A 23509-nucleotide genomic window follows, 5' to 3' on the forward strand; every position below is an offset into this window, starting at 1 on the left:
CCCGGCGGTTCAGCTCTGCAGCTCCATCTTGAACTTCCACACGCCGAGCGCGCCGCTGTTGTCGCCGGCGCTCTCCACGACGTTCATCACGATGCTCGACGAGGACTGGCCCGTCGACTGGTCGACGAAGAGCGACTGGCCGCTGAAGGAGCGGTAGGTGTCCTTGATGATGTTGGTCTTCTGCGTCGAGTCGCCGACGATCAGCCAGCCGTTCTTGGCGATGGCCGGGTCGACGCCGAGGTGGACGGTGTCGGTCTGGCGGACCTTGACGGTGTGCGTCGGCGCCTTGGCGAGGCACGACTGCAGGATGTCCGAGGTGAGGGGCTTGCCGTTGTTGTAGCAGGCGGCCTCGGTGTTGACGGAGCCCTTGCCGACGGTGACGGTGGCCAGCGGCGTCGGTTTCGAGCAGGCGGACAGGGCGAGCAGCCCGAGGGCGACCGCGCTGGCGGCGGCGGCACTGCGGCGAATGGTCATGGGGGTGAGGCTACCGGTCGGTCCTGCTCACACCGCGCGGGGGTGCGGCGTGCCGCGCCTGGCCGCCGTCAGCAGTCCTCGCACGCTGAAGACCGCGCCGAGCGCCAGCAGCGCCGCACCCACCGCGAGCCCCACCGCGCCGATCAGCGGCATCACGATGCCGAGTCCGCCGCCGACCACCCACGCCAGTTGCAGCACCGTCTCGGAGCGTGCGAACGCCGATGTGCGCACCTCTTCCGGTACGTCGCGCTGGATCGTCGCGTCGAGTGCGAGCTTGCCCATCGCCTGGGTGAGGCCGGCCACGGCGGCGACGACGGGGACGGTGATCGTCTCGTAGGCGACGGCACCGAACGCGGTGACACCGAGCGCGACGAGCAGCACAGTGGTGATGATCAACTCGGGGGCGCGGGAGCGCAGCCAGGAGCCGAGGAGATTGCCGAAAGCGTTGCCGCCGCCCGCGGCGACGGCGACGAGGCCGAGCGAGAAGGCCGCGCTCAGCCCGCCGAGCGGATGCTCGCGCAGTACGAAGGCGAGGAAGAAGGTGAGCAGCCCGGACAACCCGCGCAGCGCGGCGTTCGCCTGCAGCGCATGGAAGACCGGCTTGCCGACGGTGCGCAGGCCCGGGCGCCGCAGCGACCTTGCCGCGCCGGCCGTCGGCTTCTCGTCCGCGGAGAGCCGTGCCTTCGCCTCGCCCCTCGCCGAATCCACCGCATGCGGCAGCGAGAAGCACAGCGGCGCCCCGACCACGAAGATCACGAAAGCGCCGTAGAGCGGCCAAGCGGGCCCGATCAGGTGGAGCAGGGCGCCGACGGGGGCGGCCACCGCCGTCGACGCCAGCCCGGCGAGCGTCACCCGCGAGTTCGCCTTGACGAGCGAGATCCGCGGCGGCAGCACCCGCGGTACGACGGCGCTCCGGACGATGCCCATCGCCTTCGACGCGACGAGCACGCACAACGCGGCCGGGTAGAGCGCGAGCCCGGCGGTGCTCACCACGCCGGCCATCGTCCAGGCGAGTACGGCACGGGCCATCATCGAACCGGCCATCGCGGCTCGACGGCCGTGCGGTATGCGGTCGAGCATCGGGCCGATGAGCGGCGCGAGCAGGGTGAACGGAGCCATCGTCACCAGCAGGTAGAGCGCGACGCGCCCGCGGGCCTCGCCGGTGGGAACCGAGAAGAAGATGGTGCTCGCCAGCGCGATGGTGATCATCATGTCGCCCGCGGAGTTGACCAGGCTCAGCTCGATGAGCTGCCCGAGCCCGGTTTCGCCCGCGCCCTGGGCGTGTGTCAGACGGCGGATCCGGTCGCGGACGAGGTGCCCCCCGCGGGTGAACGCGCGCCCGGTCGCGCGGCCGGCCCGCTGCATCCGCCCGCCGCGCCCGTTCCTCCGGACGGCACCCACGTCAGGCATCCTGCCCCTATTTGCCCCCCGGATCACGGAGGAGTTCCCCCTCCCCCATAGCCCTTCGGGCATGGCAGGCACCCCCTCCGAAGACCAGGGGCGGGAGGGAGTGCGGGCGCAACACCTGTCCCACCTCCACGTACCTGCGTGCAACGCACCCCCGACTTCCCCGCGCCGAGCGCGGGACGGTACCGTGCGCACCCGGGCGATCCCGCAGAATGGGATGCGACAGGTGCGCCGTCCGCCCGAGGACGACCCCGCAGGACGTCGACGCGGTCCGCAGGTCCGCTCCGTCCGGCCCGGCCCTTCGGTCGGCGCACTCGTGAGACGGCGTAGGAGAGAATCGATTCTTGTGAGTGCAGCGATGCGAAGCCGGACCCCCGACCGCCTGTGCGCCGAGGCGGTCGCCCTCGCCCTCGCCGCGGCCGAGGAGACCGCGGGACAACAGGGCGTCGGCGAGTACCTCGGGGCGGTGGCCGAGGGGGACCGCGTCGTCACGCACTCCTTCGCCTGCACCGATCCCGCCTACCGCGGCTGGCGGTGGGCCGTCACCGTGGCCCGCGCATCCCGCGCCAAGCAGGTCACCGTCGACGAGTCCGTGCTGCTGCCCGACGCCGATGCGCTGCTCGCACCCGAATGGGTTCCGTGGAGCGAGCGGCTGCGCCCCGGAGACCTGGGCCCCGGCGACCTGCTGCCCACCGAGGCCGACGACCTGCGCCTCGAACCGGGCTGGCTGGGCGACGACTCGCCGCCGCCGAACTCGGTGCTGTCCGAACCGATCGCCGAACTCGCCGCCGCCGAGGACCTGGACGTCACGACCCCGGCGACGCCGCGCACCCCCGGCGCGGGCGACATGGCCGCGCTCGCCGAGGAGCTCGGCTTGCGCCGCGCCCGCGTCCTGTCCCGCTACGGGCTGTACTCCGCCGCCGACCGCTGGGACGAGTCGTACGGTCCCAAGTCCCCCATGGCGCAGGCCGCTCCGGCGCACTGCGTCACCTGCGGCTTCCTGGTGCCCATCGCCGGTTCGCTGCGGCAGGCGTTCGGCATCTGCGCCAACGAGTTCAGCCCGGCCGACGGTCATGTCGTCTCGCTCGGCTACGGATGCGGCGGGCATTCGGAGGCCGCCGTGATGCCGCGTCCCCCGCGCCCCGCGCCCCCGGTCCTCGACGAGATGCACATCGAGCCGATGCACCTGCACCCTGAACGCGGAGGCGGTTCCGTCGAGGAAGCGGGATCCGAGGAGGAGCTCGGCCACTCCTGATCCTCCGCGGCCGTCGGCGACGCGATAACGTCGCCGCCGCAGGGAACGTTCCCTGCCGAGGCGAGAGGGAGACGATCACGTGGGCGGTACGGCGATGGTGCGGGGCGAGACGGGCGGAGCCGACCCGTTCGGGACCGCACGGCTGCGTCGCAGCGTGCTCGATGCGTGGATCGCGTCCCCGGCCCGCTTCCGGGAGGACGCCAATGCCGAGGAGGACCTCGCGCTCGGCGGCTACCGCGACCGCCTGGTGGTGGAGCTCGCGCAGAACGCCGCCGACGCCGCCCTGCGCGCCGGTGTGCCCGGGCGCCTCCGGCTGACCCTGCACCCCGCGGATGCGCCGGGCGAGCCGACGGTGCTCGCCGCCGCCAACACCGGCGCACCCCTCGACGCCGCGGGCGTCGAATCGCTCTCCACACTGCGCGCCTCCGCCAAGCGCGACGAGGCGCCGGCGGCGGTCGGCCGGTTCGGCGTCGGATTCTCCGCCGTGCTCGCGGTGAGCGACGAGCCCGCCGTCGTCGGCCGCTCCGGCGGCGTGCGGTGGTCGCTCGCCGAGGCGCGGGAGCTGACCGAGCGGGCAGCCGAGTCGAGCCCGGTGCTCGCCGACGAGCTGCGGCGGCGTGACGGCCATGTCCCGTTGCTGCGGCTGCCGTTGCCGGCCGAGGGGGTCGCACCCGACGGCTACGACACCGTGGTCGTGCTGCCGCTGCGGGACGGCGCCGCGGAGGACCTGGCGAGCCGGCTCCTCGCCGGGATCGACGACGCTCTGCTGCTCACCCTGCCCGGCCTCACCGAGGTCGTCGTCGAAACCCCCGAGACCACCCGTACGCTGACGCGACGTCAGATCAGGCAGGACGTCGTCGTCGAGGACACCGCCTCCGGCGTCACCCGCTGGCGGGTGGCCGGCGCGGGCGGCCCGCTCGCCCCGGCACTGCTCGACGGCCGCCCGGTCGAGGAGCGGCTGCGGCCGTACTGGCAGGTCACCTGGGCGGTGCCGGTCGGCATGGACGGCGCACCCGACCGCCCCCGCACCGGGCCCGTCGTGCACGCGCCCACCCCCACCGACGAGCCGCTCGGCGTGCCGGCGCTGCTCATCGCCTCGCTCCCGCTCGACCCGACCCGCCGCCATGTCGCGCCCGGCCCGCTCGCCGACTTCATCACCGAGCGCGCCGCGGAGACGTATGCGACGCTGCTCGCGGAATGGCAGCCGATCACCACCGGCACCATCGACCTGGTGCCGGGCCCGCTCGGCCGGGGCGAACTCGACGCCGAACTGCGCAGGCAGCTGCTCGACCGCCTGCCCGGCACCGCCTTCCTGCCGCGCGCCGCCGACGAGGAGCGGCGGCAGGCCCTCACGCCCCCGGAGCCCGACGGCGAGGCCGAGGCGCTCCGCCCCGACCGTGCCGAGCTCATCGAGGGTGCCTCGGCCGCCACCGTCACCGTGCTCTCCGAGGTCTTCCCCAGCCTGCTCCCGGCCGGCCTGGAGCGGCGGGCGGAGCTGCGTTCGCTCGGCGTCGCGCGGATCCCGCTCGGCGACGCCATCGACCGTCTCGCCGGCACCGAGCGGCCCCCGCACTGGTGGCACCGGCTCTACGACGCGCTCTCCGGCACTGACCCGGACCGCCTAAGCGGCCTGCCCGTACCGCTCACCGACGGCAGGACCGTCGTCGGGCCGCGCCAGATCCTGCTGCCGATGGCCGAGGGCCCGCTCCCCGAGGGGCTGGGCCGGCTCGGTCTGAAGGTCGCCCACCCCGAGGCTGCGCATCCGCTGCTGGAGAAGCTCGGCGCGCTCCCCGCCACCCCGCGCGCGGTGCTCACCTCCCCGCAGGTCAGGGCGGCCGTCGCGGCATCGCTCGACGAGGGCGAGGCATGGTACGCCGATGGCGACGTGGGCGGCGCACCGGACGCCGAGGAGCTCGCCGACATCGTCCTCGCGCTGGTGCGCGACGCCAACCTCTCGCCCGGCGACGAGCCGTGGCTCGGCGCGCTCGCGCTCCCCGACGACGAGGGTGAACTCACCCCTGCGAGTGAACTCGTCTACCCGGGCAGCCCGTTCGAGGAGATCATCCGAGCGGATGAAATGGCCTTGTTGGACCCGGAGTTGGCCGAGCGCTGGGGTGAACAGCCGCTCACCGCCGTCGGCGTGCTCGCCACCTTCGCCCTGGTGCGCGCCGGCGACGTCGTCCTCGACCCCGACGACCTCGAACCGCGCCAGGGCGACTGGGCCGAACCCGACGACGTCGGGCTCCTCGACGCCGTCGACGTGTGGTGCGAGGACGTGCTCGACCAGCTGCCGCACACCGATGTGCCGCCCGTCGCCACCGAGATCATCGCCGTGCGCGACCTCGACCTCGTCGACGACGACGCCTGGCCGCAGGCGCTCGCCCTGCTCGCCCGCCCGCCGCTGCGCGACGCGATCACCGCCCCGGTGCGGGTGCTGCTGCCCGACGGGACGACGCAGTCGGTGCGCCCGTATGCGGCATGGTGGCTGCGGGACCACCCGGTGCTCGACGGCCGTCGCCCGGTCGGGCTGCGTGCCTCCGGCGGCGATCCGTTGCTCGCCGGGCTCTACGACGAGGCCGAGACGGCGCAGGTGGACGAGCAGGTACTGCGCGCGCTCGGCGTGCGCACCTCCGTGCCCACCCTGCTCGGCGAGCCCGGCGGCCCCGCCGAGCTGCTCTCGCGTCTCGCCGACGCGGGCCGTCCCGTCACCGCTTCCCAACTGCGTGCGCTCTACGCCGCGTTGTCCGAGCTCGACCCGGATTCCGTCACCCTCCCCGACGAGCTGCGCGCCGTCGTCGACGGCCGGGTGACGGTGATCGACGCCGCCGACGCCTTGGTTACCGACGCTCCCGACCTGCTGCCGCTCGCCACCGGGCGCCCGCTGCTCCCGGCGGGCCCGCGGTGGGCCGCCGACCTCGCCGAGCTGTTCCAGGTGCGCCGCCTGAGCGAGGCGTTCCCGGCCCCCGTCACCACGCACGGTGAACCGCACACCGTCCCGGACGCTGTGCGCGAGCTGCTGCCCGGCGCGCCCGCCTCGTATCTCGAACACGAGGAGCTGCTGGTGGAGGGTGCCGAGGGCGGCATCGAGCTGGACTGGCGGTATGTGGACGGGCTGCTGCACGCGTCCACGCTCGAAGGCGTCGCGGCCGGGCTCGCCTGGGCGGCGGGGGAGTGGCAGCGGCGGTTCGAGGTGGCGGCGCTGCTGGAGGACCCGTCGCGCACGCAGGAGCTGGCGACGGCCCGCTGGTTCGACTGACGGAGAGCCCTTGGGTTCGAGGGGTGACCTCGGTCTTTACGGGGAACCACCTTGGCCTCAGGCCCGTACGTCCTGACCAAGGGAGCTGCCGTGGACACGACGCCGCGCACAGACGGTAACGCACCGGCCGCCGGCCCCGAGCGCCTGCACCGCGGTGCGCTCGGGCTCGCCGACATCACCGCGTCGACGATGGCCAACATCGGCCCGGCCATGAGTTTCTTCTTCGGCTTCGCCCTCATCGCGCAGACCGCAGGGGTCGCGGCGCCGCTGACGATCCTCGCGGCCACCGTGGTCGTCGCCCTGCTGGGGAACACCCTCGCCGAGTTCTCCCGCTCGATCCCCTCGACGGGCTCGTTCATCACCTTCATCGGCAAGACGTTCGGGCCGGTCGCTGCGATCACGACGACCATCGTGGTCTCCCTCGGCTACATCATCGCCGTCTCCTCGGTGGTGGCGATCTCCGGCGGCTGGACCTCGGTGATCATCGCGCACTACTTCCATGTGCACATCGCCTGGCAGTGGTTCACCGCGGTGCTCACCGCCGGCGCCTTCGTGCTGATGGTCAAGGGCGTCTCGGTCTCCACCAAGTGGGCGGGCGCGCTCTTCGCCTTCGAGATGGGACTGTTGCTGCTGGTCAGCGTGTGGGTGCTGATCAAGCACGGCGGGCATCTGACCGCGGCCCCGTTCGAGCCGGGCCATCTCGCCGGCGGCATCAAGGGGCTCGGCCTCGGCTTCCCGCTCGCCGTCTACCTCTTCGTCGGCTGGGAGAACTCGGCGGCGCTCGCCGAGGAGACCAACAATCCGCGAGCCGCCGTGCCGAAGGCGATCTACCTGTCGGTGGCCGCGATGGCCGTCAGCTATCTGCTCTTCTCCTACGTGACGGTGGTGGGCTTCGGCTATGACACCGCCAAGCTCGGGGCGTCCAAGGTGCCGTTCGTCGACGTCGCCCAGGGGGTGCTCGGCGGCGGCGCGGTGCTGGCGTATCTCGCCGGGTTCACCTCGATCGTGGGATCGCTGATCTCCGCGGCCAACTCGCAGTCACGGCTGATCTTCAACTCGGGGCGTGAGGGCCTGCTGCCGTCCGCCGTTGCCCGGGTCACCCCCAACACCCGTACGCCGTGGGCGAGTTTCGTCGTCTATCTCGTCATCGCGCTGGCTCTTGCCTTCGGCTGGGGCTGGAACATCGACCCCGTCACCTTCTTCGGCGACTCCGCGACCCTCGGCACCATCCTGATCGTCGTCACCTGGCTCGTCGCCAACCTGGCGCTTCCGGTGTACTACCGGCGCAACCACCGTGATCTGTTCTCGCCGCTGCGTCATCTGGTGCTGCCGTTGTGTGGCGTCGTCGCCATCGGCTATCCGCTCTACCAGCTGGTCAAGCCCGGTCAGCCCGCTCCGTTCAACTCGTTCCCGTTGATCAGCGCCGCCGTCATCGTCGTGGCAGTGGTTTACGCACTGATCCTCAACGCCCGCGACCGCACCCTCGGCGAGCGGGTGGGCTCGATCGTCGCCGACCTCGACTGACGGCATCACCGCCGGCATGAATGAATGCGCCCCGCCGTCCCGGTGGACCGGCGGGGCGCACTCGTCACTGGGGGTCGGGTCAGATCAGGAGTGCTTCCAGGTGTCGGAGAAGCTTCCGCCGGAGATCGAACCCGGTTGGGCACGCACGGTGCTGCCGCTGCTGTTGACCATGACGATCTCGGTCGGCGAGGTGCTGCCGAGCGAGGCGCCGCCCGCGGTGGCGCCGCTGAAGTTGACGGTGCCGAAGTTCGCGAGGCTGGCGATCGAGCCGTTCACTTCGGGGGCCTCCGCGATGACCTCGGCGGAGCTGTCCTGGTAGCCGGAGGAGCCCGCGTGCGTGGTCGACTTCGTCCAGCCCCGGGTGCTGTCCTTCAGGGTCATGGTGAAGGTTCCGTTGCCGTTGTCCGTGACGGTGGCGGTCATGCTGTCGCCGCCCGCGACAGTGACCCCTGAGTACGCGCTCTCCGATGCCGGGAGCACCTCCCACCAGGCGCCGTACGTCGCCTTGCCGCCGATGCAGTCGGCCTCGGTGCCGGTCTGTTCGAGCGCGGAGTTGCTGTATCCGTCGAGCCCCACCCAGAACGAGGAGTACGTGGTCGACGAACCGCAGGTGACGGAGGGCTGGACCCACGAGGATGAGACGGACTTGTAGGCGCCCGAGGAGCCGGTGGCGGCGTAACCGGACCAGTTGGTGGATTCCACGGAGCTCGTGGTCGACTGTCGTATGCCGTGCAGGGCGTGGCTCTCGTGGCTCGCTATCGCCTGGGTGATCTGCGCCGGGTGCTGCGGAGCCGACGTCGGGGTGGCCGCGAGCGCTGGGGTGGCCAATGCTGCGGCCGCGACACCGGCAGCAGCGACGGTGAGCATGCGGGCGGACGGTCTGAAGGACATGGATGTCTCCCTCAAGGCAGGGTGTGGAGGGACGCCGTTCGGAGCGGGCCCGCGATCTCCGGACGGTGAACGACAGTTTGTGCGACGGTGGATGGAGCCACAAGGCGTGCGGAAACGTTCAGTCTTGCGGGAATTGGCGACGCAACAGTGGCGCAACATGACCGGTCCTGCGCGCCCGTGCTGCACCCCGTCTGAGGATTTCCTGGGCATTTCCTATGGACAACGGCGCGTCAAGGTCGAGGAAACAGCCGGTCAATGGACTGTTTTCGGCCCGGCCCGGGTAAGAGGCTGAGTGCCGTCTCGCGGCGCGACAGATTCCGGAAGGACAGGAAGTCCCCATGGAACTCAGACCCCTGGTCACCACCGCGGATCGCCCGGCGCCAGGGAACGGCGCGAACGCCGGCGCCAGTGCCGCCGCCGAACCCGTGACGCCGCACATGGCCCGGCTGCTGCGCAACGGCCCCTTCCACGAGGCTCTGCGCGCCGCCATCGCCGCAAGCGGCCTCAGCCTCGACCGCATCCAGGACCGCCTGCGCCGCCGCGGCACCACGGTGGCGCCCGCCACCCTCAGCTCCTGGCAGTCCGGCCGCTACCGGCCCGAACGACCGCAGTCACTCGCCGCACTCGCCGTCCTCGAAGACGTGCTGTGCCTCCCGCCCGGCGCGCTCGCAGCGCTCCTCGGCCCGCCTCGGCCCCGCGGACGCTGGCTCCCCGCCACCACCGAGCACCCGCGCCTCGCCGACGTCTGGTCCCGCAACCGCGACCTCGTCGACGCGCTGAGCCTCGTCGACACCCAGTGGGACGAGAGCCTGACCCGGCTCAGCTGCCACAACCGGCTCGAGATGGACGCGCAGGGATGCGAACGCTCCATGTGGAGCCGCCGCCTGCTGCGCGCCGAACGCGACGGCGCCGACCGCTGGATCGCCGTCTACCGCCTCGACAACCCCGGCCCGCCGCCCCGCGTACGCGCCGAGGCCCCCTGCCGCACCGGCCGACTCGTCGAGGTGCCGGAGGACGGCCTCGTCGTCACCGAGGTGCTCTTCGACCGGCCGTTGGAGCGCGGCGAGACCGTCATCGTGGAGTACACCTTCGAACACCGCTCCCCGCGCCCGTACTCCACGCGCATCGAGTCCACCATCCACGTGCCGATGCGCGAACACCTCCTCGAAGTCCACTTCGACCCGGCAGCCCTCCCCGTGGCCTGCCACTCCTTCCGTACCGCCGAACTCGACTCCCGCCCCCAGGAACGGCTGCTGCGCCTGGATGCCTCCGGAGCCGTCCACGCGGTCGCCCTCGCCGCGGGACCGTGCCGCTTCGGCATCCGCTGGGACTGGGCGTGATGTAAGCGGCGTGAGCAGCGGGGCTCAGCGCCGGGTGTAGGGCGCGACGAGCGACGCGGACGCGAGGGCGCGGCGCTGGATCTCCTTCAGCGTCTGCTGCGGAGGTGTACGTCCGTCGAAGGATGCCGGCATCGGGGAACGGAGGGCGTACAGCGTCAGCCGGTAGTGGTGGGTGGTGCCGTGCGGCGGGCACGGCCCGAAGTAGGCCGCCATGCCGAAGTCGTTGAGGGCCGCGCGTGCACCGTGCGGCAGCTGGGGCGCCGCGATGCCGCGCGCCGTCGCGGGAACGCCGAGCAACAGCCAGTGAATCTTGTTGACGTCCAGATCGACCAAGGCGAGCGCGAGCTCGGCGGTGCGGGCCGGCACGTGAGAGAAGGTCAGTTCCGGCGAGGAGTCCTCCCGCGTGTCGCAGGTCATGGCGGGACTGAACGCCCCGGACGGATCGAAGCCGTGCCCCCGGCTCACGCCGAGGGAGCTCTGCGCACCGAGGGCAGGATTCGCCGTTCCCGAGCTCCCGGAGCTCCCCGAGCTCCCGGAGCTCCCCGAACAGGCTGCACACGCCAGCAACGCCGCCACGGCCACGGCCTTGGTCACGGCAGAGATCCGCATTTCTCGCATTCCACGCATGCCGACCACTGTACGGATGCGTGTGCGCGCGTTCCGCCATCGCCGCACGGTCGAGGAATCGCCGCCTCGTAGAGCCGACGGCGGTCACGCAGGCCTGCGGTCGATCCAGCGCCAGATCGCCTCCAGTACCGCCGCTGCCACGACGGCGATGGCCACCGCCGTCCACGGCGCCTGTGCACCCACCAGCTTCAACGTGAAGAAGGTCTGCAGCCGCGGGGTGGCCAGCACCACCACGAACGCCAGGCCCATCGCCGCGACCAGCAGCACCCGCCACCAGGTGTACGGTCGCGCGACGATGGCCAGCACCCACATCGAGATCAGGAAGAGCGTCAGCGTCGCCACGCTGGTCTCGGCCGCCAGCGCGCCCGCGCCCGCATAGCAGTGACGTGCCATCAGATAACAGGCGAAGGTGGCGACGCCCGTGACGATCCCCATCGGCAGCGCGAAGCGCATCACCCGGCGCACGAAATGCAGCTTGGCGCGCTCCGTGTTGGGCGCGAGCGCGAGGAAGAAGGCCGGCACGCCGATCGTCAGTGAGCTCAACAGCGTCAGATGGCGGGGCAGGAACGGGTACGGCACCCGCCAGATCACCACGAGCAGAGCCACGAGCACCGAGTAGACGGTCTTGGTCAGGAAGAGGTTGGAGACGCGGGTGATGTTGCCGATCACCCGGCGTCCCTCCGCGACCACCGACGGCAGTGACGAGAAGCTGTTGTCGAGCAACACGATCTGCGCGACCGCACGCGTCGCCTCGCTGCCCGAGCCCATCGACACGCCGATGTCCGCGTCCTTCAGGGCCAGCACGTCGTTGACGCCGTCGCCGGTCATCGCCACGTTGTGCCCGCGCGACTGCAACGCGCCCACCATGTCCCGCTTCTGCTGCGGGGTGACCCGGCCGAAGACCGAGCCGCTCTCCAACGCCGCGGCCATCGCGTCCCGTTCGGGCGGAAGCCGTCGTGCGTCCACCGGGTGCTGCGCCCCCGGCAGTTCCAGCTTGGCGGCGACCGCTCCGACCGACACCGCGTTGTCACCGGAGATGACCTTGGCGGCGACCTCCTGACGGGCGAAGTAGCGCAGGGTGTCGGCGGCATCGCCGCGCAGCCGCTGCTCCAGGACGACCAGTGCCGTCGGCGTGACGTCGCTCCCCACCACCGGATCGTCCAGCCCCCTCGTCGTCCGCGCGAGCAGTAGCACCCGCAGCCCCTGAGCCCCGAGCGCATCGACCTCGGCGAGTTCGGGGTGGCCCGGCGGCAGCAGGACGTCTGGGGCGCCGAGCAGCCAGGTACTGCCGGTGTCGCCCGGCTCCTCCAGGGTGGCACCGCTGTACTTGCGCGCCGAGGAGAACGGCAGCGCGCGCGTGCACCGCCAGCGCTCCCCGTTCAACTCCCCGTCCAACGGGTAGGCGTCAACGATGGCCTGCAGGCTGGCGTTGGGCCGCGGATCCGCGCTTCCGAGCACGGCGAGCACCCGCCGCACGTACGCCTCCTCGGCCCCGCCCAGGGTGCGCAGCTCGGTGACGTCCATGCCGCCCTCCGTCAGCGTGCCCGTCTTGTCCAGGCAGACGACGTTGACCCGCGCGAGCCCCTCGATCGCCGGGAGCTCCTGGACCAGGCACTGCTTGCGGCCGAGCCGGATCACGCCGATCGCGAAGGCCACCGACGTCAGCAGCACCAGCCCTTCCGGGACCATCGGCACGATCCCGCCGACCATGCGGCGCACCGCCTCGCGCCAGTCGTGCTGCTGGACGTAGAGCTGGCTGATGATCAGGCCGATGGCGACCGGGATCATCATCCACGTCACGTACTTGAGGATCTGGCTGATGCCGGAACGCAGTTCGGAGTGGACGAGGGTGAAGCGGCTCGCCTCCTCGGCCAGCGCCGCAGCATAGGCCTCGCGGCCGACCTTCGTCGCGGTGAAGGCGCCGCCGCCCGCGACGACGAAGCTGCCCGACATCACGGGGTCGCCCGGCTCCTTGAGCACGGGGTCGGCCTCGCCGGTGAGGAGCGACTCGTCGATCTCGAGCCCGTCGGCCTCGACGACCTCGCCGTCGACGGCGCATTTGTCGCCGGGGCCGAGCTCGATCACGTCGCCGAGGACGATCTGCGAGGTGGACAGCGGGGCGGCGATGCCGTCCCGGCGCACCATCGGCCTGGCTTCTCCGATCAGGGCGAGGCTGTCGAGGGTCTGCTTGGCGCGCAGCTCCTGGATGATGCCGATAAAGGTGTTGGCGATGATCACGAAGCCGAAGAGGCCGTCCCGGAGCGGCCCGACGACGAGAATGATCAGGAAGAGGACACCGAGGATCGCGTTGAAGCGGGTGAAGACGTTGCCGCGGATGATGTCCGCGGCCGAACGGGATGAGCGCACCGGGACGTCGTTGACCTCGCCGCGGGCGACGCGCTCCGCCACCTGTGCCGACGTCAGGCCGCGCAGGGCTGCCCTGCTGCGGCGGTCAGGCCCGACGACTCCCGTCTCCGCGTCATCGGTGCCGTTGGTCATGGTTCAGACGGTGTCACGCACCCGCATCGCGCGCACGCCGTATCGCGTCGCGCCGCCTCCGTACGTACCACAGGCCGACGAGGCCGAGGCAACCCCCGGTCAGGCAGGACCAGATCCACCACGCGTGGCCGTTTCGGGCGAACCATCCGTAGAAGGGGAGCTGGGCGAGGAAGAGGACGAACCAGACAATGGTGCCGCTGGTAACGATCGCGACGTCATTGGCTTCGAGCGGCTCGGGCGTCTCGTGCTGGGGCGTCCACTTCGTCAGGCGCATGTGCACAGACTACGGGGGCGGTGCACATGCGCATCGCGGCAGCGGGCGATGGGCGGTCCACGACGGTCCCCGCGAGGTCTACGCGCGGAGATGGCTCTTCAACGTTCATCGATTCATACTGAAGCGGTCCGACTGTGGCCTAGACCTGTCGTCGGATCCTCCAAATTGATCCATAGCGAACATCCATAGATAACAGATCCATCCATGGCGCCATCGCGCCAACCTGCACCACCGAAGGACCCCAATGCCTCGTTCGGCGACCACTCCGGTCGACGCCGTGCCCCCCAAGGCCCCGCATCGTCCCACCAACGGCCTGGACCGGTTCTTCAAGATCTCCGAGCGTGGCTCCAGCGTCTACCGCGAGGTCCGCGGCGGCATCGCCACCTTCTTTGCGATGGCGTACATCATCGTGCTGAATCCGATCATCCTCGGCAGCGGCGTGGACAAGTACGGCCATCACCTCAACCACGGCCAGCTCGTCACCGCGACCGTGCTGACCGCCGCCCTCACCACACTTCTGATGGGCGTCATCGGCAACGTCCCGATCGCGCTCGCCGCGGGGCTCGGCGTCAACAGCGTCGTAGCGCTGCAGCTCGCACCCAAGATGACCTGGCCCGACGCGATGGGCATGGTGGTGCTCGCAGGCATCGCGATCATGCTGCTGGTCGCCACCGGCCTGCGCGAGCGCGTCATGAACGCCGTCCCGGTGGCGCTGCGCAAGGCGATCGCGATCGGGATCGGCCTGTTCATCTTCCTCATCGGCCTCGTCGACGCCGGATTCGTCAGCCGCATCCCGGACGCCGCGCACACCACCGTCCCGCTTCAGCTCGGTGGAAACGGTCACCTCAACGGGTGGCCCGTGCTCGTCTTCATCCTCGGTGCGCTGCTCACCCTGGCCCTGATCATCCGCAGGATGCCCGGCGCGATCCTGATCAGCATCGTCGCGATGACGGTCGTCGCGCTCGTCATCGACGCGATCGCCAAGGTGCCCGCAGGCTCATGGGGGCTCACCGTGCCCAGGTGGCCGGGTAACCCCGTCGCCACCCCCGACTTCGGGCTGCTCGGGAAGGTGTCCATCTTCGGCGGCTTCCACGAGGTCGGCATCGTCACCGGCGTGCTCTTCGTCTTCACGGTGCTGCTGTCCGGCTTCTTCGACGCGATGGGGACGATCCTCGGCGTCGCCGACGAGGCACACCTGCTCACCCCATCCGAGGAGCTGCCCGGGATGAACCGGGTGCTCTTCGTGGACGGCATAGCCACCGCACTCGGCGGAGCCACCTCGGCCTCGGCCAACACCTGCTTCGTGGAGTCGACGGCCGGCGTCGGCGAAGGGGCCAGGACCGGGCTCGCGAGCGTTGTCACCGGGCTGCTGTTCGTGTTGTCGCTGTTCCTGACGCCACTGGCCACGATGGTGCCGGCTCAGGCGGCGACCCCCGCACTCGTCGCGGTCGGCTTCCTGATCCTCGCCAACGGCATCCGCGACATCGACTGGAGCGACTTCACCATCGCCGTGCCGGCGTTCCTGACGATGCTGATGATGCCGTTCACGTACTCGATCACCAACGGCATCGGCATCGGCTTCGTCACCTTCTGCCTGCTGCGCATCGCCGCCGGGCGCGGCCGCGAGGTGCCGCCCGCGCTCTACGTGGTGGCGGCGGTGTTCGCCTTCTACTACCTCATGCCCGCCTTCGGCCTGGCGAAGTAACGAAGCAGCGAGCAACAGAGCAGCGAGCAACAGAGCAGCGGGCAACAGAGCAGCGGGCAGACGTACGTTTCGTCAGCTGGCGTAGAAGCGGCGCGTCTCGTCCACCGCCGTCTTGAACCGCTCGTCGAAGTCATCGCGGACGAGCGTCCGGACCACGTAGTCCTGGACGCTCATTCCGCGTTTCGCGGCATGATCGCCGATCCGTTCCAGCAGCTCTGCGTCTATCCGCAGGCTGAGCACTTTCGAGAGGTGTGCGCCCGATCCACCAGATCCCATGCGTCCTACCGTCCTCGGAGGCCGCCCGCACGCGCGTCATTTTCCGGAACGAACTCACTCGGACGGGTGAGTTCGCACACAGCGGCGTTTGAGGGCGGAAAGGGGTTTCCTTAGAGAGGCTAATGAGATAGTCTAATGAACGTGACCAAACTGTCCGAGGACGACCTCGCCGCGGTGAGCGCCCTGCGATCGGCCGTGATGCGCCTGTCGCGGCGGCTGCGCCACCAGCGCGTGGACGAGTCGCTCAGCCCGACCGAGATGTCCGTACTGGGTACTCTTGCGCGCTGCGGCTCCGCCACACCCGGCGAACTCGCGCGCAAGGAACACGTGCAGCCGCCGTCGATGACCCGCATCGTGGCCATGCTCGAAGCCAAGGGCCTGGTCCGCCGGGATCCGCACCCGGAGGACCGCCGTCAGATCGTGGTCAGCCGCACCGAGCAGGCCGAGGCGATCCTCGCGGACGCCCGACGCAAACGGAATCTGTGGCTGGCCCAGCTCGCCGAAGGGCTCGACGACGACGAATGGGCGACGCTGCGCGAGGCGGCCCCGGTACTGGAGAAGCTGGCGCACCTGTAGGACGACGACCCCTCACCCCTCGCCCCTCACCTAAGGAGACCCACCCTTGAGTTCGGCCCCCGGAGCAGACGCCGCACCCGGATCGAACCCCATACCCGCCCCCTCAGCCACCACCCCCACCACAGCGATCAAGCGCCAGACCTTCAGCTCGCTGAAGGTCCGCAACTACCGGCTCTTCGCCACCGGTGCCGTCGTCTCCAACACCGGCACCTGGATGTCCCGCATCGCCCAGGACTGGCTGGTGCTCAGCCTCACCGGCTCCTCCACCGCGGTCGGCATCACCACCGCCATGCAGTTCTTGCCGATGTTGCTCTTCGGCCTCTACGGCGGCGTCATCGCCGACCGCTACCCGAAGCGCAAGCTGCTGATGCTCACCCAGTCCACGATGGGCGTGCTCGGCCTCGCGCTCGCCGCGCTGACGCTCACCGGCCAGGTGCAGGTATGGCACGTGTACGCGATCGCCTTCCTGCTCGGCATGGTGACCGTCGTCGACAACCCGACGCGCCAGTCCTTCGTCGTGGAGATGGTCGGCCCCAAGGACGTGCGCAACGCCGTCAGCCTCAACTCCGCCAACTTCCAGACAGCCCGGCTCGTCGGACCCGCCGTCGCAGGCGTGCTGATCTCCGCGGTCGGCAGCGGCTGGGCGTTCCTGTTCAACGGCCTGTCCTTCGGGGCGCCGCTCATCGGCCTGATGCTGATGCGACCGAGCGAGCTGTACGAGGTGGAGCGCACTCCCCGTGGCAAGGGACAGCTGCGCGAGGGCCTGCGCTACGTCGCCGGGCGGCCCGAGCTGATCTGGCCCATCGTGCTTGTCGGCTTCATCGGCACCTTCGGCTTCAACTTCCCGATCTGGCTCTCGGCCTTCGCCCACAGCATCTACCACGCGGGAGCGAGCACGTACGGCATGTTCAACACCGCGATGGCGGTGGGATCGGTGATCGGGGCACTGTTGGCGGCGCGCCGGGCCACGACGCGGATGCGGCTGCTGCTCGGGTCAGCGATGATCTTCGGCGTGCTGGAGATGTTCGCCGCGATATCGCCGTCGCTGTGGCTGTTCGTCGGGCTGCTTGTGGTGATCGGCATGTTCGGGATCACCGTCAACACCACGGCCAACTCCTCGGTGCAGCTCGGCACGGATCCGGTGATGCGCGGACGGGTGATGAGCTTGTTCATGATGGTCTTCGTCGGCGGTACGCCGCTGGGCGGACCGCTGGTGGGCTGGGTCACGGACACGTTCGGCCCGCGCATCGGGTTCCTCAGCGGCGGGCTGGTCTCGGCCGGGTCGGCGCTGGTGATCGCCGCGGTGCTGGTGAAGGCCGGAGGCCTCCGGGTGAGGGTCGACCTGCGTGGCCGGCGGGTGAGGTTCGTGGAGCGGGAGCCCGCCGGGGAGCGGGAGCGCGAGTCCGTCGTCGCCGGCGTCGGGTGATTTTCCCGCCCGCCCGGTCACACTGATCACGTGAGACTCTTCGTGGCGGTGACGCCACCCGACGACGTGCTCCGGGCGCTGGCCCGCGCAGCGGATGCCGCCAGAGACGTCCCCGACGCCTCGCGGCTCCGCTGGGCGCAGCCCGATTCCTGGCACCTGACGCTCACCTTCCTCGGCGAGGTCGACGCATCCGACGTCCCCGAGCTCACCGAACGCCTGGAACGGGCTGCCCGCCGGCATACCGTCATGACGCTGGGCCTCACCGGAGGCGGTCGCTTCGGCGACCGCACGCTGTGGGCGGGCGTCAGCGGCGACACCGCCGAACTCGGGCGGCTCGCCGCCTCTGTCGCGGCGGGTGCCCGCCGTACCGGGATCGAAGTCGAGGACCGCGCCTTCCGCGCCCACCTCACCCTCGCCCGCGCCCGCCCGCACCACAGGACGAACCTGCGCCCCTACGTCGACGTCCTGGCGCCGTTCGCCAGCCGCCCGTGGACCGCGGACCGGATCGAGCTGATCCGAAGCCACCTGCCGGAGCCGGGCGCGGAGGGGGCACAGCCTCGCTACGAAACGATCGGCACCTGGCCGCTCGGGCAGTCGAAGTGACGGTCGCGGGGGCAGCGCGAAAGCCTGCGACCCCCGCCAGCTACCCTCGATGCGTGGATCCCAAGACCCGTACCCGAGTGATGACCGCCGCCCTGGTGCTGATGCTCGCAGTGGTGGTCGCGGCGGCCGCGATCCGCTGACTGCCGATCACGTGATCACGGCCGGCGGCCGGCACACCACCGCTACCAGGCGAACGCCTCCGGCGACGGGCCCGGCCCCGGGAAGATCCCGTCGAGCTCGGCGAGGAAGTCATCGGAGAGCTTCAGCTCGACCGCCCGCAGCGCCGATTCCAGCTGCTCCTGCGTGCGGGGTCCGACGATCGGGCCCGTGACGCCCGGACGGGTGAGCAGCCAGGCGAGCCCCACCTCACCGGGCTCGTGGCCGTGCTTGGCGCACAGGTCCTCGTACGCCTGGATCTGCTCGCGCAGCGCCGCGTTCTTCAGCGCGTCCGCCGAGCGACCGGTCGCCGAGCGCCCGCCGCTGGCCTCGCGCTCCTTGCGGATCGCGCCGCCGAGCAGGCCGCCGTGGAGCGGCGACCACGGGATGACCCCGAGACCGTATGTTCGGGCCGCCGGGATGACCTCCATCTCAGCGCGCCGCTCCGCGAGGTTGTACAGGCATTGCTCGCTGACCAGGCCGAGCGAGCAGCGGCGCGCGGCCGCCTCGTTCGCCTGGGCGATGTTCCAGCCGGCGAAGTTGCTCGATCCCGCGTAGAGGATCTTGCCCTGCTGGACGAGGACGTCGATGGCCTGCCAGATCTCTTCCCACGGGGTGTTCCGGTCGACGTGGTGGAACTGGTACAGGTCGATGTGGTCCGTGCCGAGCCGCTTCAGGCTCGCCTCGGCCGCCCGCCGGATGTTGAGCGCCGACAGCCGGCCCTCGTTGGGCCACTCGCCCATGTCGCCGTAGACCTTGGTGGCCAGGACGGTCTTCTCCCGCCGGCCGCCGCCCTTGGCGAACCAGGAGCCGATGATCTCCTCAGTGCGGCCTTTGTTCTCGCCCCAGCCGTACACGTTGGCGGTGTCGAAGAAGTTCAGGCCCGCCGCCAGGCCTGCGTCCATGATGGTGTGGCTGTCGGATTCCGTGGTGATCGGACCGAAGTTCATGGTGCCGAGCACCAGGCGGGATACCTTCAGACCGGTGCGTCCGAGCTGCGTGTACTCCATGGGTGACAAGCCAAGCTCTTGGAGTGCGCTCGAAGCAAGGGCGGCAGGGCTCCCCCCTCCCTCTGTGGCCGAAGGGCACTGGGGAAGGGGGGAACCCCGCGCTCAGAGGCGCTCGATGACGTAGTCGATGCAGGCGGTGAGCGCCTCGACGTCGGCGGGCTCGACGGCCGGGAACATCGCCACACGCAGCTGGTTGCGGCCGAGCTTGCGGTACGGCTCGGTGTCGACGATGCCGTTGGCACGCAGCGCCTTGGCGATCGCCGAGGCGTCGATGGAGTCGGCGAAGTCGATGGTGCCGACGACCTGGGAGCGCTTGGCCGGGTCGTGGACGAACGGGGTGGCATGGTCGGAGGAGGTGGCCCATCCGTACAGCCGCGAGGAGGAATCGGCGGTGCGCTTGACCGCCCACTCCAGGCCGCCATGACCGTTGATCCACTCCAGCTGCTGGCCCAGGAGGAAGAGCGTGGCCAGCGCCGGGGTGTTGTACGTCTGGTTCTTGCGCGAGTTGTCGATCGCGGTCGGCAGGTCGAAGAAGGCCGGGATGTGGCGGCCGCTGTCTGCGATCTCGGCGGCACGCTCCAGAGCGGCGGGGGAGAAGACCGCGAGCCACAGTCCGCCGTCGGCGGCGAAGGACTTCTGCGGGGCGAAGTAGTAGACGTCGGTTTCGGCGATGTCGACGGGCAGGCCGCCCGCGCCGGAGGTGGCGTCGACCAGGACGAGCGCGTCGGAGTCGGCGCCCGCGACCCGCTTGATCGGCATGGCGACGCCGGTCGAGGTCTCGTTGTGGGTGAAGGCGTACACGTCCACACCGGCCTCGGCGGCCGGCTCGGGGTGGGTGCCCGGCTCGGTGGAGATCACGCTCGGGTCGGCGAGCCACGGCGCGCGCTGGGCGGCCTTGGCGAACTTGGAGGAGAACTCGCCGAAGGACAGGTGCTGCGACTTGTTGCGGATCAGTCCGTGGGTCGCGATGTCCCAGAAGGCGGTGGAACCGCCGTTGCCGAGGACGACCTCGTAGCCGTCGGGCAGCGAGAACAGCTCGGCGATGCCCTCACGGACTGTGCCGACGAGGTTCTTGACCGGCGCTTGGCGGTGGGAGGTGCCGAGCAGGGAGGTCCCGGTGGCCGCCAGGGCGTCGAGCGCCTCCTTACGCACCTTGGACGGGCCCGAGCCGAAACGACCGTCGGCGGGCTTGATATCAGCGGGAATCTGGATCTCAGCCACGAGTCGAAGCGTAAACCGTTACGGCTCGGTTTCGGGTCGTGGTCCACCGGATGAGACGTATCGGGTCGGGCGCGTCGGGCAGGCTGGCCCCATGAACGATCCACGCATCGACGATCTTGCGGCCGCGCTGCGCGGAGCAGCGCGGGGCGAGGTCGCGTTCGACACGGCGAGCCGGGCGCTGGTGACGATGGACGCATCCAACTACCGGCGGGTGCCGCTCGGCGTGGTCACCCCGCGCGACGCGGACGACGTCGCCGCCGTGCTCACCGTCTGCAAAGAGCACGGCGTGCCCGTCGTGCCACGCGGCGGCGGCACGTCGATTGCGGGCAACGCCACCGGGACGGGGGTCGTGCTCGACTTCACCCGGCACATGAACCGGATCGAGGCCGTCGACCCGGCGACGCGCACCGCCGTCGTCCAGCCCGGTGTCATCCTCGACGACCTGCGGCGTCAGGCCGCGGCGCACGGGCTCACCTTCGGCCCCGACCCGTCCACCCACAGCCGCTGCACCCTCGGCGGCATGATCGGCAACAACTCATGCGGCTCGCACTCGGTCGCCTGGGGAACCACCGCCGACAACGTGCACGACCTCGACGTGCTCACCTACCGCGGCGACCAGCTGCGGCTGGGCCGCGGGGAACGCACCCACGGTCTGCCGCCGCACCTTGCCGGCGGCATCGCCGCACTCACCTCCGCCAACCTCGCGCCGCTGCGGACCGGCTTCCCCGAACTGCCGCGTCGCATCTCCGGTTACGCCCTCGACCAGCTGCTCCCCGAGAAGGGCCCCGACCTGGCGCGCGCCTTCACCGGGAGCGAGGGCACGTTGGGGGTGCTCACGGCGGCGACGGTACGGCTGGTGGAGGCGCCGGCCGCGCGCGTCCTCGTCGTCCTCGGCTACCCGGACGAGGGCGCGGCCGCCGACGCCGCACCGCACCTGCTGCCGCTGGGACCGCTCACCGTCGAGGGCATGGCCGCCGATGTCGCACGGGACGCGGCGTCGACGCTGCCGCGCGGCGCCGCGTGGCTCTTCGTCGAGGTCGGCGGCGACAGCCCGGACGAGGCGCGGGCGCGCGCCGACCAGGTGCGCCGCGCGGCCGCCGACGCGACCACGGACAGCGCGGTCGTCACCGACGCCGCACGCCAACGCGGCCTGTGGCGGCTGCGTGAGGACGCCTCCGGCACCGCGACCCGCATGCCCGACGGGAGCGAGGCATGGCCGGGATGGGAGGACTGCGCCGTGCCGCCCGCCCGGCTCGGCGCCTATCTGCGCGCATTCCGCGGTCTCTTGGCCGACCACGGTCTGCGCGGCGCCCCGTACGGCCACTTCGGCGACGGCTGCATCCACGTGCGTATCGACTTCGACCTGATGAGCACGGACGGCATCGCGCGCTTCCGGCGTTTCTCGGAGGAGCTCGCGGACCTGGTGGTCGCGCACGGCGGCTCACTCTCCGGCGAACACGGCGACGGCCAGGCCCGCGCGGAACTGCTGCCACGGATGTACGGCCGGCAGATGGTGGACCTGTTCACCGCATTCAAGGACCTGTGGGACCCGGACGGCGGCATGAACCCGGGCATGCTGGCGCGTCCCGCCCGCATCGACGAGAACCTGCGCTTCTCCGTGCTGCCCGCACGGCCGCCGGCCGTCGCCTTCGCCTACCCGCACGACGGCGGGGACTTCTCGGCTGCGGTCCGGCGCTGTGTCGGGGTCGCGAAATGCCGCAATCCAACAGCCGTTTCGGACAGCGTGATGTGCCCCTCGTATCGCGTCACCGGCGAGGAAAAGCACTCCACGCGAGGCCGGGCCCGCCTGCTCCACGAGATGCTCGCCGGCGAGGTGGTCACCGACGGGTGGCGCTCACCGGAGGTCCGCGACGCGCTCGACCTGTGCCTGTCGTGCAAGGGCTGCCGCTCCGACTGCCCGGTCGGCGTCGACATGGCCACGTACAAGGCGGAGTTCCTCCACCACCATTACGCCGGCCGCCTCCGCCCGGCATCCCACTACACGATGGGCGGGCTCCCCGTCATGCTGCGCGCCGCGTACCCCTTTGCGCGCCCCCTCAACGCCCTCGCCCGCACGCGGCTTTCCTCTCTCGCCAAGCGCATGGCCGGGATCGCACAGGAACGCGCGATCCCCCAGCTGGCGGCCGAGCCGTTCACCCACTGGTGGCGGCGCCGGGCTCCGGCGGCCGGCGGACGCACAGTCGTGCTGTGGCCGGACACCTTCACCAACTATTTCCACCCCCAGGCCGGGCGCGCCGCGGTCCGCGTGCTGGAGGACGCGGGGCTGCGGGTCGCGCTGCCGCCGGGGCGCGTGTGCTGCGGGCTGACGTGGGTCTCCACCGGTCGGCTGGACCGTGCCCGCATGGTCATGCGGCGCACCGTCCGCACGCTCATGCCCGTGCTCGACGCGGGGCTGCCGATCGTCGGCCTCGAACCCAGCTGCACGGCGGCGTTGCGCACGGATCTGCCCGAACTGCTCGGCACGGCCGCGGCGAAGAGGCTTGCCGCCTCGGTGCGGACGTTTGCGCAGGCGCTGGAGGAGTACGCGCCGGACTGGGCTCCGCCGCGGATCGACCGCCCGGTCGTCGGGCAGACCCACTGCCATCAGCACGCGGTCCTCGGCGACATGGCCGAACGGCGGTTGCGTGAACGGGCGGGGCTCACGGGCGAGTTGGCGGGCAGGTGCTGCGGGCTCGCGGGCAACTTCGGCTTCGAGCGGGGGCACTTCGAGGTGTCCGCTGCTTGCGCGGAGGAGCGGTTGCTTCCCGCGGTCCGTCATGCGGTCCGTGATGCGCCCGACGACGTGATTGTCCTGGCGGACGGCTTCTCCTGCCGCGTGCAGCTTGCGCAGCTGGGCGGTGTACGTGCGGTTCATCTCGCGGAGGTGTTGTCGCCTCCGGCGCGGTTCGCCTGATTCCCGCGGTTGCGGCTGGGGTGGGGTGTTTTTCCCGCCGCCCGCCCGTTGCCGTGATCGGGTGGGTCACGTGGG

Annotated in this window: 18 protein-coding genes; 9 read left to right on the forward strand and 9 right to left on the reverse strand. The window is 71.0% G+C overall.

Annotated features, from left to right (window positions below; translation table 11 throughout):
• Window positions 1-9: 9 nt before the first annotated feature.
• Complete coding sequence (locus NGB36_RS12640; RefSeq protein WP_255920300.1) at window positions 10-474, reverse strand: hypothetical protein; 465 nt, start codon at window positions 472-474, stop codon at window positions 10-12.
• A 27-nt stretch (window positions 475-501) separates the two neighbouring features.
• Window positions 502-1884: an MFS transporter gene (locus NGB36_RS12645; protein WP_255920301.1), complete on the reverse strand. Its 1383-nt coding sequence runs from the start codon at window positions 1882-1884 to the stop codon at window positions 502-504.
• 355 nt (window positions 1885-2239) lie between these two features.
• On the opposite strand from NGB36_RS12645, the gene NGB36_RS12650 reads away from it, so the two are divergent.
• The 3 genes from NGB36_RS12650 to NGB36_RS12660 all read left to right on the forward strand — a co-directional run bounded on the left by NGB36_RS12650 (window position 2240) and on the right by NGB36_RS12660 (window position 7916).
• On the forward strand, window positions 2240-3136 hold the full coding sequence (locus NGB36_RS12650) for a DUF3027 domain-containing protein (RefSeq protein WP_255920302.1): 897 nt from the start codon (window positions 2240-2242) through the stop codon (window positions 3134-3136).
• A gap of 94 nt (window positions 3137-3230) precedes the next feature.
• On the forward strand, window positions 3231-6392 hold the full coding sequence (locus NGB36_RS12655) for a sacsin N-terminal ATP-binding-like domain-containing protein (protein WP_255920332.1): 3162 nt from the start codon (window positions 3231-3233) through the stop codon (window positions 6390-6392).
• Between the two features lie 90 nt (window positions 6393-6482).
• Complete coding sequence (locus tag NGB36_RS12660) at window positions 6483-7916, forward strand: APC family permease (protein ID WP_255920303.1); 1434 nt, start codon at window positions 6483-6485, stop codon at window positions 7914-7916.
• Window positions 7917-8000: 84 nt separating this feature from the next.
• On the opposite strand, the gene NGB36_RS12665 is transcribed toward NGB36_RS12660, so the two are convergent.
• Complete coding sequence (locus NGB36_RS12665; RefSeq protein ID WP_255920304.1) at window positions 8001-8807, reverse strand: G1 family glutamic endopeptidase; 807 nt, start codon at window positions 8805-8807, stop codon at window positions 8001-8003.
• A gap of 338 nt (window positions 8808-9145) precedes the next feature.
• On the opposite strand from NGB36_RS12665, the gene NGB36_RS12670 reads away from it, so the two are divergent.
• On the forward strand, window positions 9146-10147 hold the full coding sequence (locus NGB36_RS12670) for a DISARM anti-phage system protein DrmE domain-containing protein (protein WP_255920305.1): 1002 nt from the start codon (window positions 9146-9148) through the stop codon (window positions 10145-10147).
• A gap of 24 nt (window positions 10148-10171) precedes the next feature.
• Here the strand turns inward: NGB36_RS12670 and NGB36_RS12675 are convergent, their stop codons facing one another.
• From NGB36_RS12675 to NGB36_RS12685, 3 genes are all read right to left on the reverse strand, one after another.
• Complete coding sequence (locus NGB36_RS12675; protein WP_505016738.1) at window positions 10172-10774, reverse strand: YbhB/YbcL family Raf kinase inhibitor-like protein; 603 nt, start codon at window positions 10772-10774, stop codon at window positions 10172-10174.
• A gap of 84 nt (window positions 10775-10858) precedes the next feature.
• The gene (locus NGB36_RS12680; protein ID WP_255920308.1) at window positions 10859-13273 is read right to left on the reverse strand and encodes an HAD-IC family P-type ATPase; all 2415 of its coding nucleotides are present in this window, start codon (window positions 13271-13273) and stop codon (window positions 10859-10861) included.
• A 13-nt stretch (window positions 13274-13286) separates the two neighbouring features.
• The gene (locus NGB36_RS12685) at window positions 13287-13541 is read right to left on the reverse strand and encodes a DUF2530 domain-containing protein (RefSeq protein WP_255920333.1); all 255 of its coding nucleotides are present in this window, start codon (window positions 13539-13541) and stop codon (window positions 13287-13289) included.
• 250 nt (window positions 13542-13791) lie between these two features.
• On the opposite strand from NGB36_RS12685, the gene NGB36_RS12690 reads away from it, so the two are divergent.
• Window positions 13792-15252, forward strand: coding sequence for an NCS2 family permease (locus NGB36_RS12690; RefSeq protein WP_255920309.1), 1461 nt, complete (start codon window positions 13792-13794; stop codon window positions 15250-15252).
• Between the two features lie 72 nt (window positions 15253-15324).
• Here the strand turns inward: NGB36_RS12690 and NGB36_RS12695 are convergent, their stop codons facing one another.
• On the reverse strand, window positions 15325-15528 hold the full coding sequence (locus NGB36_RS12695; RefSeq protein ID WP_255920310.1) for a BrnA antitoxin family protein: 204 nt from the start codon (window positions 15526-15528) through the stop codon (window positions 15325-15327).
• 135 nt (window positions 15529-15663) lie between these two features.
• Between NGB36_RS12695 and NGB36_RS12700 the strand changes: the two genes are divergently transcribed.
• Genes NGB36_RS12700 through thpR form a run of 3 tightly spaced genes read left to right on the forward strand, consistent with a single transcriptional unit; the run spans window position 15664 to window position 18133 of the window.
• Entirely contained in the window at window positions 15664-16104 is a 441-nt protein-coding gene (locus NGB36_RS12700) for a MarR family winged helix-turn-helix transcriptional regulator (RefSeq protein WP_255920311.1), read from the forward strand.
• A gap of 46 nt (window positions 16105-16150) precedes the next feature.
• Entirely contained in the window at window positions 16151-17530 is a 1380-nt protein-coding gene (locus NGB36_RS12705) for an MFS transporter (RefSeq protein WP_255920312.1), read from the forward strand.
• A 30-nt stretch (window positions 17531-17560) separates the two neighbouring features.
• Window positions 17561-18133: an RNA 2',3'-cyclic phosphodiesterase gene (thpR, locus tag NGB36_RS12710; protein WP_255920313.1), complete on the forward strand. Its 573-nt coding sequence runs from the start codon at window positions 17561-17563 to the stop codon at window positions 18131-18133.
• 182 nt (window positions 18134-18315) lie between these two features.
• On the opposite strand, the gene NGB36_RS12715 is transcribed toward thpR, so the two are convergent.
• Window positions 18316-19299 (reverse strand): aldo/keto reductase, encoded by a 984-nt coding sequence (locus NGB36_RS12715; RefSeq protein WP_255920314.1) that lies wholly within the window; start codon window positions 19297-19299, stop codon window positions 18316-18318.
• 102 nt (window positions 19300-19401) lie between these two features.
• The gene (gene serC, locus NGB36_RS12720) at window positions 19402-20520 is read right to left on the reverse strand and encodes a phosphoserine transaminase (RefSeq protein ID WP_255920315.1); all 1119 of its coding nucleotides are present in this window, start codon (window positions 20518-20520) and stop codon (window positions 19402-19404) included.
• Window positions 20521-20611: 91 nt separating this feature from the next.
• Here serC and NGB36_RS12725 point away from each other — a divergent pair, with 91 nt between their 5' ends.
• Window positions 20612-23434, forward strand: coding sequence for an FAD-binding and (Fe-S)-binding domain-containing protein (locus NGB36_RS12725; RefSeq protein WP_255920316.1), 2823 nt, complete (start codon window positions 20612-20614; stop codon window positions 23432-23434).
• Window positions 23435-23509 lie beyond the last annotated feature (75 nt).

The sequence above is a fragment of the Streptomyces humicola genome (assembly GCF_024436035.1).
Classification (GTDB): Bacteria; Actinomycetota; Actinomycetes; order Streptomycetales; family Streptomycetaceae; genus Streptantibioticus_B; species Streptantibioticus_B humicola.